The sequence below is a fragment of the Arthrobacter sp. NPDC056691 genome (genome assembly GCF_042791415.1).
In the GTDB taxonomy this organism is placed as follows: Bacteria; Actinomycetota; Actinomycetes; order Actinomycetales; family Micrococcaceae; genus Arthrobacter.
The window spans coordinates 113,897-130,053 of the sequence record NZ_JBHTXX010000002.1 but is presented as its reverse complement, the minus strand read 5'-3'; the positions used below and the strand labels follow the sequence as shown (position 1 = coordinate 130,053).

The following is a 16,157-nucleotide window of genomic DNA, read 5'->3' as shown; positions in this document are numbered from 1 at the left end:
GCCGGCAGCGGACCGGACTGCCTGCACCGGTGAGGTCAGTCGCCCCGTTGTTCGAGCAGATTACGCTGGGCGGTGATGATCTGTTCCTCGCCGCCGACGACGAGTTTCCGCACCTCGGCAGCGATGGCTTCCGGATCTCCGCCGTATACGGTGTCCAGCATCTGGCGGTGCCACTCCACGGACCGCGACAGCGGCTCGTCCAGTGCTGTGGTCAGCCGGAACAACTCCGCGAAGGTCGGCACCTGCTGCTCCCATACCGCCAGCAGCCGGCGGTTGCCGCACGCTGTGAAAAACGCCGAATGGAATGCTGCATCTGCACTGGCAAACGCATCTGTGTCACCAGCTTCGGCCGCGGTCCGCATGTCCTCCAGGGCTGCTTCTGCCGCCTGGCGCAATCCCTCGGGGTTCTCCGCCGCGCACTGCTGCGCGGCCGCGAGCTCAAGCAACTCCCGGAGCGCGAAGAGGTCGCGGAGGTCCCGCTGGTCCAGGCCAACAACCCGATAGCTCCTGCCGGAGGCAGCGATCAGGCCTTCGCCAGACAGGATTCGCAGGGCGTCCCTCACAGGACCGCGGCTGACCCCAAAGGATTCGGCGAGGGCGGCCTCGACCAGCAGGTGCCCCGGGAGAAGGTCGCCGGTAAGTATGTCCGACCGCAGCGCTGCTACAACCTGCTCACCCAATGCCTCCGCACGGGCAACACGTCGGGTCACAGCCATGCCATTCCACCTGTCCTCTGGTTCCTGTCAGTTCAACGGTCAACAGCTTACCGTTTACCGCGGACGGATGACGGTGGTGCGGCAGCTGCGTGGCTAGTCGCCCCACACGGCGACGGGCTTGCCGAGCACGCCTTCGTCGACTTCGAGGCCGAGCCCGGGCGTCTCCGGGGGAAGGATCCCCCCATCGCGCCGGATGACGTCGAAGTTCGCGGTCTTGAGCGTCACCATGTCGTCGCAGTTGAGGACGCAGCGGAGCAGCTTTTCGGGCACGGTGGCACCCAGGTGGGCGATGCCGGCGAAGGCAATGGCGGATCCCACCGTGTCCTGGACGCTGACTGTCAGCCCGGCCGCGCGGGCAACGTCGCGCTGGCGCCGTCCGGGGGTGAGCCCGCCGGCCTTGGAGATTTTCAGCCCCAGCCCGTCCGCCACATCGTTGGAGATGGCCCAGGCAAGGTCGCTGTCATTTTGGGCGAGTTCGTCGAGGATGATCGGGTATGGGCACCGTTGCCGGAGTGACATGGTTTCGCGCCACGTGGCGCACGGCGCTTCGATGACGAAGTCGAGGCCGCGGGGGAGCATGGCCACCATCCGCATGGCGGATTCAGGCGTCATTCCGCCGTTGGCGTCGACCAGGAAGAATTCCACCGGCTGCCGGTCGGCAAGGCAGGCGGTGATGCGCTCCGCGTCAAGGGCGGGTCCGCCTTCGCTGTCAGGGGTGCCGATCTTGATGGAGTGGCCCCGGTAGCCGCGGGCGCGGTGGTCGGCCACACGCTGCCGCATTTCCTCCGGGTCCCCTGCGTGAATGGAGGAGATCATGGCCATGGGCGTTCCAGTCCCGCCGCCCAGCAGTTTCGTAGACGGGCAGGCCTGCCGATTTGCCGAAGATGTCCCAGCAGGCGATGTCCAGCGGTGTCTTTGCGTGGTTGTGTCCCACAAGCGTGGCATCCATCAGGTCATAGTTCCGGTCCACCCGGCGGGGGTCGCGGCCCAGGAGTACGGGTGCGAGTTCTGCGATGCCGGCCCGTGTCCCCCGGGCGTGGGCGGCGATGTAGGTGGCGCCGAACGGTGTGCTTTCGCCCCAGCCTGTTGTTCCGTCGTCGGCGGTGATTTTGACGATGGAAGCGTCGAAGGATTCATAGGTACGGCCTCCCGACAGGTGGTAAATGCCCCCCGAGTAGGGCAGGTCCACCTGGAAGAGTTCGATGCGTTCTATTTTCATGGTCAGATTTCCGTCTTGTTGGTATTTGCCGGGTTCGCGGATGTAGCCGCTGGCGGGAGGAGGACGAGCTTGCCCGTGTGCTTCTTGGACAGGAAGTCTTCCTGGGCCTGGGCGATGTCGGCCAGGGGATAAGTCTTGGCGACGACCGGGTGGATCTCGTTGGCCTCGATGTAGCTGATCAGGTTTTCGAAGACCCCGTCCTCCTGAAAGGTGCAGCCGAGCAGGCTCAGGTCCTTGAGGTAGATGGTGCGCAGGTCGATCCGGGCCAGGGGACCGGAGATCGCGCCGGCGATGGCGTACCGGCCGCCCGCGCGCAGCAGTTCGAGCAGCTGCCCGGCCTGGCTGCCGCCGACAATGTCGATGACGACGTCGAAGGAGTTCCGTCCCAGTTCGGCCACGAGGTCCGTTCCGCGGTCGACGGCGCGGTCCGCGCCTTCGGCCAGGACCTGGCCGGCCTTCGCGGCGGAGCAGACGGCGGTCACGGTGGCGCCGCGGCGCTTGGCCAACTGGACGGCGGCGAGTCCCACTCCGCCGGATGCTCCGGTGATGAGGACGCGTTCGGCGCCTACACCGGCGCGGTGCAGCATGTTCTCCGCTGTGGAGTAGGCGCAAGGGATTGCGGCCAGGTCCGCGTCGGACCAGTCCGAGTTGACGGCGTAGGTTTCGCGGGAGGGGGCGACGGCGAACTGGGCGAAACCGCCGTCGCATTCGCTGCCGAATGTCCAGCACTCATAGGGGCGATAGCCGACGTAGGTCCGCAACATGTTCCGGACCAGAACCCGCTCACCGATGCGTTCGCCCGGCACACCGGGGCCGACGGCGACGATGCGGCCGGCGGCATCCGCCCCCTGGATCCGGGGGAAAGTCAGCGCCTCACCCGACCACGCGGCGTCGGCATCGGTGATTTTTTCGAAACCTTCCGCTCCACCGGCGTTGGTTCCGGAATCGACTGCTTTTGAATACCAGCCAATCCGCGTGTTGATGTCGGTGTTGTTGATCCCTGCCGCCGCGACTTCGATGAGCACCTCGCCCACGCCGGGAACGGGGACAGGAACATCGGTGCGGTACTCAAGCTTCTCCAGGCCGCCATGGCCGGTGAGCAGCGCGGCGGCCATCACCTCGGGCAGTGCGGCCTGGTCCGTAGCTTTGAGGCCAGTGAGGGCCTGATCTTCAGTACGAGTGCTCACAGAACTCCTATGTTCGTCTCTGCTGATGTTGATGGAGGTTACGAATTTTGAACGTGACGTTCAATTTATGTGGCTCACTATACTTTGTCAACGGTAAACCGTTTGCAAGGTCCCGTCGCTCATCGTCTTCCGGCGAAAAGCGCCAGTCCACAAGCTTCGCCCGCCTTTTCTCGCCCCAGTACCGGAAGGCAACAATCATCGGGCTCTTCGCCCACGTCTCGCCGGCGATCATCCTGGGCTGACTCGTCGCCCAACGGCTCGCGCCCGAGACCAAGGGCCTGAGCCTGAGCCAGGCCTTCGCGCCCCTCGCCCAAGTGGCGGCGAAGTAATCGCACGACGGCGACAGAGCTACCCACCCCAAACCGGCCGGCGTTAGGATGCCGTGTGACTTTCACCCACGGATACGCGGCAAACGGCGACCTCCGCATGTACTACGAGGTCCACGGCCGGGCAGTTGGCGATAAGGCCCCGCTGCTGCTGATCCCGGGCGGGGGATCCAACATCCAGACGAACTTCGCCAGCCTCATCCCGTTCCTGGCCAGTAAGCGCCAGGTGATCGCGGTCGACGAGGAAGGCCACGGCCGTACGGCCCCGACCGGCCGGCCGCTCACCGCCGAGAACTCGGCCGGTGACGTCCTGGCGGTCCTCGACCAGCTGCGGCTGGATTCGGTGGACGTGCTTGGTTTCAGCGCCGGCGGCCACACGGCCCTCGCCCTGGCCATGCAGCATCCGGCCAGGGTCCGGCGCCTCATCGCCGCTTCCACGTTCTTCAGCCGGGACGCCGTGCCCGACGAATTCTGGGAGGGCATGAAGACGGCCACCCTGGACAGCATGCCTGCTGCCTATCAGGACGCCGACCGCACGCTCAATCCCGAGCCCGGGCACCTCGAGCGGCTGTTCGAGCTGGACCGGCAGCGCATCATCGGCTTCCCCGGCTGGTCCGAGCCGGACCTCGCCAGGATCACGGCGCCCACCCTGGTGGTCGCAGCCGACCAGGACGTGATGAGCCCCGAGCACGCCGTCCGCATGTCGCGCGCCATTCCGGAAGCCCGGCTGCTGATCGTGCCCGGCGGCCACGGCGACTACCTCGGCGAACTTGCCGCCAGCGACGGCGACCTGCAGGCCCTGCTCAGGACCCTGCCGTTCATCCTGCGCTTCCTGGACGCCTAACCTTCTGAGGCATAGGCGGGACGAACGACGGCGGGGCCTCCCGCCGTCGTCCGTCCCGTTGTCAGGGCAGCTGCCAGAATGCGCCTGTCAGGCCGCGCCCGTCGAGCAGCGACTGGTGGTGCTCGCGGCTGTGCGGTCTGCGTCCACTGTTCGGCGTGGTTCTGAATGCAGAACATGCGGATCATCGTGCAGGTGCGAACCACGTCATCCCACCATTCCCGGGCCGGCCTGGGAAACCGGACTGCGAGGTCCGACGGGGGCGGACCAGGCGCACCTCACCAGGCGTCTTCGCCGCATAGCTACGGCCGGACTGTGTGTCCGAGCTGTTGCAGGAACCGGGCGACGGCGTCCTCCGCAGTGGGCGGCGGTCCGAAGACCTCACGCTGGCGGGCGGTGTCCGCGACGTACTTACCGGTCTGGAACCAGTCGATCATGGCACTCATGTCACGGGCCAGCGGAACGGCCCGGCCGAGGATCTTCCCGGCACCGCGCAGGAGACCGGCCGGAATGGAACGGACGCTGATCCGTTCCCCGAGAAGCCGCCCGCTGATATCTGCAATTTGGTGCATGGACACCGGGCGGTCCCAGCCGATGTCGATGCGCGACCCGGGGGCCACGTCCGCGTCGACGGCAGCCGCCAGGTACCCGGCGAGGTCGGATGTCAGCACGAACGTCATGGGGACCTGGTCCGAGCCGAACCAGGTCAGCCGGCGCTTCGCGAACGGGTCGCCGCCGAACCGGGCCACCTGGTCCAGGAAGGCACCCGGACGGAGCGCCACGAACGGAACCTGCAGTTCCTCAAGCCGGTCCTCGGCCAGCCTCTTGTGCCAGAAGTGCGGCACGCCGGGCGTCTGGTCGCAGGTGAGGATGCTGGTGAGCACGAACCTGCGAACACCGGCACGGGCGGCGGCGTCGGCGAGGTTGGCATTGCCGGTGATGTCAATGTCGGCAGTGTCGCCCTTGCTGTGCCGCGTGTATCCGGCCGCCGAGGTGATGACGGCATCGGCCCCCTCCATGGCGCGGAGCACGGAATCGGGGTCCATCATGTCCCCGCGGACAACCTCCACACCGCCGTCCTGGAGCCCGGTGGCGTCCGAACCGGCCCGCACCAGGGCGCGCACCGGCTTGCCCTTGGCCTGCAGCGCGGCGACCACCTTGCCACCCAGCATGCCGGTTCCGCCCACCACAAGTACAGGACCGCTGCTGCTCATAGTTCTCTCCTTGCTTTCCGTGCGGGTGCAGGGCCGTCAGTCCCGTCCCTGCCACGTGCAAATGTCCACCACATTCCCCTCGGGGTCGATGAGGGAAACCCACGCTGGCGCGAAGCGGTCACCGAGGACGCGGCCACCGGCGGCCACGATGGCGTCGACGCGGGCCTGCGCCTGGTCATGCGGGAGCGAAACGTCCACGTGGATCCGGTTGCGCGGCGTGACAAACTCCTTGTCCTGGAACCAGGCGGGCGGACCGATCAGGTTGGGTTCGATGAGGTCCTCGTCCCCGACGGCGACGTAGCCCAGCGCCGCACGCCAGAACTCCATGACGGCGGGGCGGTCGGCGGCGTCGAACGCGAGCTGGACGTGCTGCACGGCCGATGGGTCCGCCTTCAGCCCAAGGAGCGCCGCGGCACCGGAGATCCTGCGGGCAAGCTCGAGGTCGCGGTCGCTCAGCCCCACGCCTGGCGTAATCACCTGGACGGTCACGGTGTCCGGACGCAGGTCCACCAGCGGGGCGTGGCCGAGTGCTTCGGCGGCCTCCGCCATCGCGGCAACAAACGTGGCGCCTGTGGCAAAGTCGCCTGTCTCGTAAAGGGTTTTCGCGCCCCAGAAGAGCACCCGCCATTCCGCGACGCCGTCGGCGGATGAGAACTCTGCATCGGAAATCGCTGTTGCCATGCCCCCACTATTCGGACTCCGGGGGCAGGGGTCAATGGGCGCTGTCAACCCGGCCTTCCTGTCAGCTAGTAGGCTTCCTTGGGTTGGCTTCACGCCGAAGCATTATTTGGAAATCTGTTGGGGGAAAATTTCATGAAGTACCGCTGGGCCACGTTCACTGCCGTGGTTGGAGCAATCCTGAGCCTGGCGGCAGCGCCGGCCGTGGCAGCGCCCGACCAGGAAATCTCCATCTACGGCACGCCGGTGCGGGTGGCCATTGCGGGCGACGGAACGGCCTATCTCGCCAATTACGGCCAGGGCGGAGGCGTCTTCGTGGTTCCCTCCGGTGCCACCATGTCTTCGCGGACCATCAGCACGGGCGGTCACATCACCACCGGGCTCGCGCTCGGCCCGGACGGCACGCTGTATGTGGCGACGGCGGACGACGCGGGAGATGGCGTCGTCGGGGTTATCCCGCCCGGGGCGGCCAGTGTGGCACGGACCGTTCCGGTGTCCGCCGGGCTGCATCCGCTCGCCGTGGGACCGGACGGAACGGTGTACGTCGCCAATTCCGCGGGCAACACCGTGTCCGTCATTGCGCCCAACGGCACAGCGGTGGACCGGACCGTCAAGGTAGGGGCGGGCCCGGCGGAACTAGCGGTGGCCAAGGACGGAACGGCGTTCGTGACCAATCAGACCGCCGGCACACTCTCCGTGATCCCGGCCGGGACGGACGCGGTCTCGAAGACCATCGAGCTGGTCTCAGACACCGGAACGTCGGAGCAGCCGCACGGGATCGCTGCCGGACCTGACGGAACCGTCTACGTAGCCAACATCAAGTCCAATGACATCGCCGTCATCAAACCGGGCACCGGCACCGTGGCCGACCGGATCTATGTGGAGGGCGGCCCGCAGGACGTCGCCCTCGCCCCGGGCGGCTCGCTTTATGTGACGAGCCTGCTGACCCAGAAGCTGTCCGTGATCCCACCCCACGCCAAGGCGGTGGCAGGCTCCATCCCCACCGACGGCGGCCCCGGTCACCTGGCGGTGGCCCCGGACGGTTCGGTTATCGTGGTCAGCCCCCCGGATTCACTGCCGGGCGACGGCGCGGTAGGCAGGTACTCCGCGGCGGCCTTGGCCGCGGCGTCGCAAGGTTCGACGGCGGCAACGCCGGCTGCGTCCGGGGCGCCGAAGGCGGCCGCGCCGGCCGCAACCCAGGCCACGGAAGTAGCAGTGCAACCAGCCGCAGGCTCCTCAAACGCCCTGCCCGCAGTGGCCGGCGGGGTGGGAGCGCTCGTGGTCGGCGTGGCGGTTTGGCTTCTGGTGAACGGCCGACGCCGGAAGGCCGGCCCGGCTGCCGGCGCCAGCCAGGCCGGGTAGCGGCTGTAACATCGTTCACATCCGTCGGTGAAAGGGGAGCAGTGCGCGCAACGGTCAAGGACGTCGCGCGGCATGCCGGGGTTTCACCCAAGACTGTCTCGAACGTGATGAACGGCGTGGTGCCGGTCAGCGGAGCCACCAGGCTCAAAGTGGAACAGGCCATCCTCGAACTTGACTATGTGCCCAACCTCTCCGCCCGCGGCCTGCGCAACGGCAGATCGGGAGTCATTGCCCTGGCACTGCCGGACCTGGCCACGCCGTACTCCGCTGAAATCGCGCACAACGTGGTGGAGGTGGCCCACGAACAGGGCTGGAGCGTCCAGATCGAGGAAACCGGATCCGATCCCCGGCGCGAATACGAACTGATGTCGCGCGCGCGGTCCAACCTCATCGACGGGCTGATCCTGAACCCCGTGGTGCTGGACGAGACCGCCGTCCAAGTGGGCGTCTCCCTCCCCCCGGTGGTCCTGCTGGGGGAGGTGTCCCAACAGCTGGCGGACCGGGTGTGGGTGGACAGCGTGGCGGCCGCGCGCGATATGACCCTCGCGCTGGCCCGGACGGGCCGCCGCCGTATCGCGGTGCTCGGAACAGCAGAAGGACGGCACTCGGCAGCTGCAGTTCTGCGCACCCGCGGCTACCAGGCGGCGCTCAAGGAACTCGGCATTGACCGGGATGACTCATTGCTCATCCCCTGCGAGAAGTGGACACCCGACACGGCGGCGGGCGCCATGGCCTCGTATCTGGACTCGCACCCGCTTCCGGACGCGCTGTTCTGCTTCACCGACTCCATGGCCATCGGCGCGCTCAGCGTGCTGTGGAAACGGGGAATCAGGGTCCCGGACGACGTTGCTGTGGCCGGCTTCGACGACATCGCCGACGGGCAATTTGCCGTGCCGTCGCTCACCACCGTGTCCTTCGACAAGCGCCGGGTGGCCAGCGAGGCCCTGCGCCTCCTCACCGAGCGGATGGCCGACCGTACCGGCGGGCAGCGCGTGGTCACGGTCGACTACACCATCGTGGAGCGGGACAGCACCCGCAGCTAAATGAGACCGCCACATCATCTTGTTGGCGCTAACAATTTTTCCTTGTGCCGCGTTTTACAACGATGTAATGTGAGGTCTGCGTCACACGCCAGACTTCACCGGACCCGGGATGCAGCGAACCGGAACAGCTGGCGCGGTGCCATCAGGATTACTTTCAGCGGACCCATCCAAAGGAGTGACGGGTGAAGCAGTTTGAATTTTTCGGCGGGAAACAGTTGTCCCGCAAGCAGTTGCCCGACAGGCAGGTGTCACGGCGGCAGCTGCTGGCAGGAACCGCAGCCATGGGCAGCCTGTTCGCCGCGGCCGGCCTCACGGGCTGCGGCGGAACCGCCTCGGCGGCGGCCGTGCGGGACATTGCGTTCTGGCACCTGCTGTCCGGCGGCGACGGCATCAAGATGCAGGCCATGATCAGCGCGGCGAACGGGGCCAACCCCGGCTTCAAAGTGCATCCGACCGTCCTTGCCTGGGGTCCGCCCTACTACACAAAGCTGGCAATGGCGTCGGCCGGCGGCCGGCCGCCCGAACTGGCCATCATGCACGCGAGCCGGGTGCCCGGCTACGCGCCCGGCGGACTCATTGACCCTTGGGACATGTCGCTGCTGGCGGAACACGGCGTTACGGCCGGGAGCTTCGCCCCAAGGATCTGGGACAAGAGCCAGCACAACGGCCAGGTGTTCTCCATCGCCCTGGACTCCCACCCATTCGTGATGTTCTACAACACGGACGTCGCCGGCAAGGCAGGGCTGCTGGCCGCCAACGGCCAGCTCCAGCAAGTGAGCTCCCCGCAGGACTTCCTCGGCATGGCCCGCGAGATGCAGAAAGTGACGCAGGCGCACGGACTGTCCTTCGGCTACCTCGGCAGCGGATCGCAGATGTGGCGCCTGTTCTACACGCTCTACAAGCAGCACGGCGCTGACATGGAGCTCACCCCGGGCCAGCCGATGAAGGCGGACCGGGATGCCGCGGTCGAGTCCCTGGAATTCATGGCGTCTCTGTTTGATGACACCGTCGCCGCCAAGAGCGGGGACATCGGCACGGGCATCGCCGAATTCGCCCGCGGCGGTTCGGGGATGCTGTTCAGCGGCGTCTGGGAACTACCCACCTTCAAGAAGGCGGAGCTGCCCGTCGACGCCGCCACCATCCCCACGCTCTACGGGACCCCGGCGTCGTACGCGGACTCGCACTCCTTCGTCCTCCCGCGCCAATTGAACGTCGACGACCAGAAGCGGCGCGACGTGTACAAGTTCGTCAGCGACATCCTCTATGGGTCGCTGTCCTGGGCCGAGGCCGGCCACATTCCGGCCTACCAGCCCATTGTCCAGTCGCAGGCCTACCGGGAACTCACACCCCAGATCCACTACGCCAACGCCGCCGACATCATCGCCTACGACCCCGAGGCCTGGTTCAGCGGCTCGGGCTCGGACTGGCAGACCTACTTTGCGGAAAACGTGCAGAACGTACTCCTCGGCCGCGACAAGGCGGCCGACGGCTGGGACGCCTTTGTGCGGCGCACCAACACCCTTCTTTCCCGGCCCAACCCGGTCTGAGGCCACTGAGCTTAAGCACTGAGCGACAAAGGAGTCCCCGATGAGTTCCTTAGCAACATCCCCAGACGCCGGGCAGAAGGCGCCGGCACTGACCGGCCGGCCCCGTGGAAACCAGCCCCGTGGAAACCCTTCCCAAACCGACCCGCCCCAGTCGAGTCCGCGCCGGACCCGGAACAACCTCAACGGCTGGGGCTTCGCCGCCCCGTTCCTGGCGTTCTTTTTGGTGTTCCTCGTCTGGCCGCTGCTTTACGGCCTGTACATGAGCCTCACCGGCAAGTCACTGACGGGAGCCAATGACAGCCTGATCGGCCTGGCCAACTACGCCGAAGCCCTGGCGGACGCCGACATGTGGCATTCCCTGGGCAACACCCTCTACTTCACGGTGATCAGTACCGTTCCGCTGGTGCTCGTGGCCCTCGTCATGGCAGCGCTGGTCAACGTGGGGCTGCCGGCGCAGTGGCTGTGGCGGCTGTCCTACTTTGCGCCGTACCTGCTGGCCTCCACCGTGGTGTCCCTCTTCTTCTCCTGGATGTACAACCCCCAGCTGGGCCTGATTAACGACTCCCTCGCGAAAATCGGACTGCCGAAGGTGGCCTGGCTGAACGACCCGAACGTGGCCATGTGGGCCATCGTCATCGCCACCCTCTGGTGGACGGTGGGCTTCAACTTCCTGCTGTACCTGGCCGCCATGCAGAACATCCCCGCCCAGCACTACGAGGCCGCCTCACTGGACGGGGCCGGAGCCTGGCGGCAGTTCTTCTCCATTACGCTGCCGCAGCTGACCCCGACCACCGTGATGATCGTGCTCCTGCAGATGCTGGCCTCGCTGAAGATCTTCGATCAGGTGTACCAGATGACGGCCGGCGGCCCGGCGGGATCAACCCGGCCGGTGGTGCAGTACATCTTCGAAACCGGGTTCACCGGCTACCGGCTGGGCTACTCCGCAGCCATCTCCTACATCTTCTTCGGGCTGATCGTGGCCGTCTCGGTCATGCAGTTCTTCATCACTCGCCGCAGGAGTGCATAACCATGGCAACCCAGACACTCACCCGACCCGCCCCCCGCAGTACATCAGCCTCAACGCTCCGCCGGCCCCGCAGGAAAATGACGGCCGGCAGGGCCGCCGTCCTGGCGGTCGCCGCGATCCTGGCCGTCCTTTGGCTTATTCCCTTCGCCTGGGCAACGGCCACCGCTTTCAAGAGTGAAACGGATGCCGCGGCGCCGAAAGTAAGCTGGATCCCGCCGTCGGGCTTTACCGCCGACGCCTTCATCAAGGTGTTCCAGGACGGCAACATCCCGCTGTGGACGTGGAACTCCCTCTACACCTCCGCGGCCATCACCGTGATCACGCTGGCCATCTCCGCGCTGGTGGCCTACGCCCTGTCCCGCATCGACTTCCGGGGCAAGAAGGTGCTGATGACGGTGATCATCGCCTCCATCATCATTCCGCCGCCGGTGCTGATCATCCCGCTGTTCTACCAAATGGTGGCGCTGCACATGATCGACACGTCGTGGGCCATCATCCTGCCGCAGGTCATCCACCCCGCCATGGTGTTCGTGCTCAAGAAGTTCTTCGATCAGATCCCGCGTGAACTGGAGGAAGCAGCGGTGATGGACGGCGCCAGCCGGATGCGGATCTTCACCCAGATCATCCTGCCGCTCTCACGGCCCATCCTGGCCGCCGTCGCGATCTTCGTGTTCATCGGCGCGTGGAACAACTTCCTCTGGCCCTTCATCTCCACCAACGACGGCTCCATCCTGACCCTGCCGGTGGGGCTGCAGACCATCAAGAGCGCCTACGGCATCCAGTACGCACAGAACATGGCCTCCGCGCTGCTCGCGGCGCTGCCGCTCATCCTCGTCTTCCTGTTCTTCCAGCGCCAGATCATCAAGGGCGTTGCGACGACGGGACTCGCCGGGACCTGATCCGGCACCTTCGCTTTCACCTGATTTTCAACAGATTAGAACCACAACCAAGGAGTACCCCACATGTCCCGCGCAAGGATCACCCTCGACCGCGACTTCACCATCGGGGAAGTGCCCCGCCGCCTCTTCGGCTCCTTCGTCGAGCACATGGGCCGCTGCGTCTACACCGGCATCTACGAACCCGGCCACCCTGAGGCCGACGACAACGGCTTCCGGCAGGACGTGCTCAAGCTCGTCAAGGAGCTCGGGGCCACCGTCATCCGCTACCCCGGCGGCAACTTCGTCTCCGGCTACAACTGGGAGGACGGCATCGGCCCCCGGGAAAACCGGCCCCGCCGGCTCGACGGCGCCTGGCACACCCTGGAGACCAACGCCTTCGGCCTGCACGAGTTCGTCGACTGGTCCCGGCAGGCCGGCACCGAAATCATGGAAGCCATCAACCTGGGCACCAGGGGAGTGGACGCGGCCCGCGAGATCGTGGAGTACGCCAACCACCCGGGCGGCACCTACCTGTCCGACCTGCGGGCCAGGAACGGGCACAAGGACCCGTTCAACATCAAGCTGTGGTGCCTCGGCAATGAAATGGACGGTCCCTGGCAGATCGGCCACAAAACCGCCGAGGAGTACGGCCGGCTGGCCCAGGAAGCCGCCAAGGCCATGCGGTTCGTGGACCCGGACATCGAACTGGTGGCCTGCGGCAGTTCCAACTCCGGCATGCCCACCTTCGGCGCCTGGGAGCAGACAGTGCTGACCCACGCCTACGAGGAAGTGGACTACGTCTCGCTCCACGCCTACTACCAGGAGCACGACGGCGACGTCGGCAGCTTCCTCGCCAGCGCGGTCGACACCGACTACTTCATCGAATCGGTGATCGCCACCGCCGACGCCGTCCGGGCGAAGGGCAAGCACAAGAAGCACATCAACCTGTCCTTCGACGAGTGGAACGTCTGGTACCAGCGCGGCCTGGACACCGAGGACCAGCCGCACAACGTCTCCAGGGCGGGCTGGCGCGAGCACCCCCGGGTCATCGAGGACAAGTACAACGTGACGGATGCCGTCGTCGTCGGAACGCTGCTCAACTCGCTGCTCCGCCACGGCGACCGGGTCAAGATCGCCAACCAGGCGCAGCTGGTCAACGTGATCGCCCCGATCCTTAGCGAGGAGAACGGCCCGGCCTGGCGCCAGACCATCTTCCACCCCTTCGCCCGGATGGCCGAACTGGCGAAGGGGCAGATCCTGCGCCTGTCCGTCGACTCGGACAAGTACGGGAACGCCCGGTTTGGCGACACCGACCTTGTGGACGTCAGCGCGACGTGGAACGAGGAAACCGGCCGGGTGGCGCTGTTCTTCGCGAACCGCGGCCTGGAGGAGGCGGCCGACGTCGAGGTGGCCCTGCGCGGCTTCGACGCCCGCCAGGTGCTGCGGGCCGAGGTCCTGGAAATCCCTGAAGGCGGGGACCGCTTCACCATCAACACCCAGGGCAGTCCGGACCGTGTGGGCCTCAAGCCCCTCGAAGGGGCGAAGGCCACCGGCTCCGAGCTCCGGCTGACCCTCCCGGCCCTGTCCTGGGCCGTCGTTGAGCTGGACGTGGTCAAGAACTGATCCTCCCGGGCCTGTGGAGGGCGTTATGTACATTCGTACGCAACCAGTGTACGTTTGTACATAACGCCTTCCGGAAGGATCTATTGTGGAGCAGTATTTTGCCGGTGACGGCAGGACGATGCAGGAGCGGATGCTCGCCGGGGACCTGTACATCGCCGACGATCCCAACCTCGCCGCCGACAACGCGCGCGGCATGGAGCTCGCCGACCGCTACGGCCGGACGTGGGCCACGGACCGGGAGGGCGCACAGCGGATCCTGGCCGACCTCCTTGGTGCGATCGGCGAGGACACGGACATCCGGCCGCCGCTGTTCGTGGACTACGGCAAGTACATCCGGATCGGTTCCCGGACCTTCATCAACTTCAACTTCACGGCCCTGGACGTTGCGGCCATCACCATCGGCGACGACGTGCAGATTGGCCCGAACGTCCAGCTGCTCACGCCCACCCACCCGGTGGAGCCCGGACCGCGCCGGGACAAGCTCGAAGCCGCGAAGCCCATCACCATCGGCGACAACGTCTGGATCGGCGGCGGCGCAATCATCCTGCCCGGCGTGACCGTGGGGGAGAACTCCGTGATCGGCGCCGGTGCCGTGGTGACCAGGGACGTGCCGGCGAACGTCGTGGCCGTCGGCAACCCCGCCCGCATCGTCCGCAGCCTGTGAGCGTGCGGCGCCACGACCCCAACCGCCGGCAGCGGCTCATCGAGGTGGCGCTGGACGTCATCGCCGAACATGGCGTTGCCGCCACCACCCACCGGAAAGTTGCCCAGGCCGCGGACGTGCCCCTCGGCTCGCTGACCTACCACTTCAAGGGCCTGGACGACCTGTTTGCGGCCGCCTTCACGAAGCTTGCCGACGAGACCGCGGACGGATTCGAAGCCGTCCTGTCCGGCGCCGACGGCCCGGACGCTGCGCGGGAAGCGGTGGTGGGGCTCATCACGGGGGACTTGCTGGGGGAGCGCCGGAACATCCTGCTGACCTACGAGCTCTATGCGCTGGCCGCGCGCCGGCCGGACCTGCGCCGGGTAACCGACACGTGGATGGCCAGGAGCCGTGCCGCCCTGGCACGGCACTTCGATCCCACCACAACGGTGATGCTTGACGCCCTGATCGAGGGCCTCTCCATCCACCGGGCGCTGGCCCTGAACCCCATGTCCGCCGAGACCGTTCGCGACGCCGTGAACAGAATAGTGACCCCGCAGTGAACAACTCTTCGACAACAGCGCCGTCCGCCGCCGTCGTCCTCTCCGCCCCGCCCGGCAGGAACGGCAAGGCCCGCGCCGCGGTGGCCATCCTCTTCCTCACCAACGGCGCGCTCTTCGCCAACCTGCTGCCCCGGTACCCGGCCATCATGGCGGACCTGGGCCTGAGCAACGCGCAATTCGGCCTTGCCGTGGCGGCATTCCCGCTCGGCGCGCTTCTCGCGGGACTCGCCTCCGGAGTGTTGATCCGCCGTTTCCGGTCGTCCCGGGTTGCGGTGGCGGGCACCATCCTGACCAGTGCGGGCATCCTGTGCGCGGGCATGGCGCCGTCCTGGGCGGCGCTCGCCGCGGCGCTCTTCTTCGCCGGAGCCATGGACGCCGTGACGGACGTGGCGCAGAACGCCCACGGGCTGCGCGTCCAGCGGCTGTACCAGCGCTCCATCATCAACTCCCTGCACGCGGTGTGGAGCATTGGTGCGGTGCTGGGCGGCCTGATGGGCGCCGCGGCGGCGGGCCTGAATCTTGCGCCCGGAATCCACCTCTCGATTTCTGCCGCGCTCTTCGCGGCGCTGACGCTGTGCTGCTACCGCTTCCTCCTCCCGGGACCGGAAACTGACGACGGCGGTGCTACTGCCGCTGATGCGGCGAACGGAACAACGGCGAACGCAACAGCGGCACCGGACTTCGGCCCGGCGTCGGCCGCCCGGGGAGCAGTCGCCAAGTACGGTGTCCTGGCTGCCCTGGTGCTCATCGCCACGGCAGGCGCCCTCGTGGAGGACGCCGGCAGTTCGTGGTCAGCCATCTACCTCAGCGACACCCTTGGGGCGGCCACCACCATCGCCGGCCTGGGCTTTGTGGCGCTGACCGGCGCCCAGTTCATCGGCCGCCTGCTGGGCGACCGGCTCGTTGACCGGTTTGGCCAGCGCACGGTGGCGCGGGCCGGCGGTGTGATCGCCGCCGTCGGGATGGGCACTGCCCTGGCTGTCCCCAGCATCCCCGGGACCATTCTCGGCTTCGCGGCGGCCGGCCTCGGCGTGGCAACCCTCGTGCCCGCGGCCATGCACGCAGCGGACGAGCTCCCCGGGCTGCGGCCCGGGACAGGGCTCACGATGGTGAGCTGGCTGATGCGCGTTGGCTTCCTGGTCTCGCCGCCGGTCGTGGGCGCCATCGCCGATGCCGCCAGCCTGCGCGTCGGCCTCATCGTAGTGCCGCTGGCAGGCATTCTGGTCCTGGCGCTATCTGCGGTGCTGGCCAAACGTAGGCAGTTGGTTTCCAGTCATTGAAATCGCCGGA

17 protein-coding genes are annotated in these 16,157 nt (G+C 67.0%); 10 read left to right on the top strand and 7 right to left on the bottom strand.

Annotated features, from left to right (window positions below):
- Positions 1-35 precede the first annotated feature (35 nt).
- The 4 genes from ACFRAU_RS02565 to ACFRAU_RS02550 form a co-directional block, all read right to left on the bottom strand.
- Positions 36-716 (bottom strand): GntR family transcriptional regulator, encoded by a 681-nt coding sequence (locus ACFRAU_RS02565; RefSeq protein WP_377998674.1) that lies wholly within the window; start codon positions 714-716, stop codon positions 36-38.
- A gap of 93 nt (positions 717-809) precedes the next feature.
- Positions 810-1,538, bottom strand: coding sequence for a mandelate racemase/muconate lactonizing enzyme family protein (locus ACFRAU_RS02560; protein ID WP_377998673.1), 729 nt, complete (start codon positions 1,536-1,538; stop codon positions 810-812).
- Positions 1,426-1,935 carry a hypothetical protein gene (locus ACFRAU_RS02555; protein ID WP_377998672.1) on the bottom strand — a complete coding sequence of 170 codons (510 nt, stop codon included), beginning with the start codon at positions 1,933-1,935 and terminating at the stop codon, positions 1,426-1,428. Before ACFRAU_RS02555 ends, ACFRAU_RS02560 begins: the two co-directional genes overlap by 113 nt.
- Positions 1,936-1,937: 2 nt before the next feature.
- A complete protein-coding gene (locus ACFRAU_RS02550; protein ID WP_377998671.1) occupies positions 1,938-3,122 on the bottom strand; it encodes an alcohol dehydrogenase family protein in 1,185 nt (394 codons plus the stop codon).
- Positions 3,123-3,506: 384 nt separating this feature from the next.
- On the opposite strand from ACFRAU_RS02550, the gene ACFRAU_RS02545 reads away from it, so the two are divergent.
- Positions 3,507-4,292 (top strand): alpha/beta fold hydrolase, encoded by a 786-nt coding sequence (locus ACFRAU_RS02545; protein ID WP_377998670.1) that lies wholly within the window; start codon positions 3,507-3,509, stop codon positions 4,290-4,292.
- Here ACFRAU_RS02545 and ACFRAU_RS02540 read toward each other — a convergent pair.
- The 3 genes from ACFRAU_RS02540 to ACFRAU_RS02530 all read right to left on the bottom strand — a co-directional run bounded on the left by ACFRAU_RS02540 (position 4,289) and on the right by ACFRAU_RS02530 (position 6,184).
- Positions 4,289-4,495 carry a hypothetical protein gene (locus tag ACFRAU_RS02540; RefSeq protein ID WP_377998669.1) on the bottom strand — a complete coding sequence of 69 codons (207 nt, stop codon included), beginning with the start codon at positions 4,493-4,495 and terminating at the stop codon, positions 4,289-4,291. The two genes, ACFRAU_RS02545 and ACFRAU_RS02540, sit on opposite strands and share 4 nt — an antisense overlap.
- 96 nt (positions 4,496-4,591) lie before the next feature.
- Positions 4,592-5,503, bottom strand: a complete 912-nt coding sequence (locus ACFRAU_RS02535; RefSeq protein WP_377996962.1) for an SDR family oxidoreductase — start codon at positions 5,501-5,503, stop codon at positions 4,592-4,594.
- Positions 5,504-5,539: 36 nt separating this feature from the next.
- Entirely contained in the window at positions 5,540-6,184 is a 645-nt protein-coding gene (locus ACFRAU_RS02530; protein WP_377998668.1) for a VOC family protein, read from the bottom strand.
- Positions 6,185-6,316: 132 nt separating this feature from the next.
- Here ACFRAU_RS02530 and ACFRAU_RS02525 point away from each other — a divergent pair, with 132 nt between their 5' ends.
- From ACFRAU_RS02525 to ACFRAU_RS02485, 9 genes are all read left to right on the top strand, one after another.
- On the top strand, positions 6,317-7,543 hold the full coding sequence (locus ACFRAU_RS02525) for a hypothetical protein (RefSeq protein WP_377998667.1): 1,227 nt from the start codon (positions 6,317-6,319) through the stop codon (positions 7,541-7,543).
- A gap of 41 nt (positions 7,544-7,584) precedes the next feature.
- On the top strand, positions 7,585-8,586 hold the full coding sequence (locus ACFRAU_RS02520) for a LacI family DNA-binding transcriptional regulator (protein WP_377996959.1): 1,002 nt from the start codon (positions 7,585-7,587) through the stop codon (positions 8,584-8,586).
- A gap of 182 nt (positions 8,587-8,768) precedes the next feature.
- Complete coding sequence (locus tag ACFRAU_RS02515; protein WP_377998666.1) at positions 8,769-10,133, top strand: extracellular solute-binding protein; 1,365 nt, start codon at positions 8,769-8,771, stop codon at positions 10,131-10,133.
- 40 nt (positions 10,134-10,173) lie between these two features.
- On the top strand, positions 10,174-11,160 hold the full coding sequence (locus tag ACFRAU_RS02510) for a carbohydrate ABC transporter permease (RefSeq protein ID WP_377998665.1): 987 nt from the start codon (positions 10,174-10,176) through the stop codon (positions 11,158-11,160).
- A gap of 2 nt (positions 11,161-11,162) precedes the next feature.
- Entirely contained in the window at positions 11,163-12,059 is an 897-nt protein-coding gene (locus ACFRAU_RS02505; protein ID WP_377998664.1) for a carbohydrate ABC transporter permease, read from the top strand.
- A gap of 63 nt (positions 12,060-12,122) precedes the next feature.
- A complete protein-coding gene (locus ACFRAU_RS02500; protein ID WP_377998663.1) occupies positions 12,123-13,661 on the top strand; it encodes an alpha-N-arabinofuranosidase in 1,539 nt (512 codons plus the stop codon).
- 82 nt (positions 13,662-13,743) lie between these two features.
- Positions 13,744-14,325, top strand: a complete 582-nt coding sequence (locus ACFRAU_RS02495) for a sugar O-acetyltransferase (RefSeq protein ID WP_377998833.1) — start codon at positions 13,744-13,746, stop codon at positions 14,323-14,325.
- Positions 14,326-14,327: 2 nt separating this feature from the next.
- Positions 14,328-14,867 (top strand): TetR/AcrR family transcriptional regulator, encoded by a 540-nt coding sequence (locus ACFRAU_RS02490; protein WP_377998662.1) that lies wholly within the window; start codon positions 14,328-14,330, stop codon positions 14,865-14,867.
- Positions 14,864-16,147, top strand: coding sequence for an MFS transporter (locus ACFRAU_RS02485; protein WP_377998661.1), 1,284 nt, complete (start codon positions 14,864-14,866; stop codon positions 16,145-16,147). Before ACFRAU_RS02490 ends, ACFRAU_RS02485 begins: the two co-directional genes overlap by 4 nt.
- Positions 16,148-16,157 lie beyond the last annotated feature (10 nt).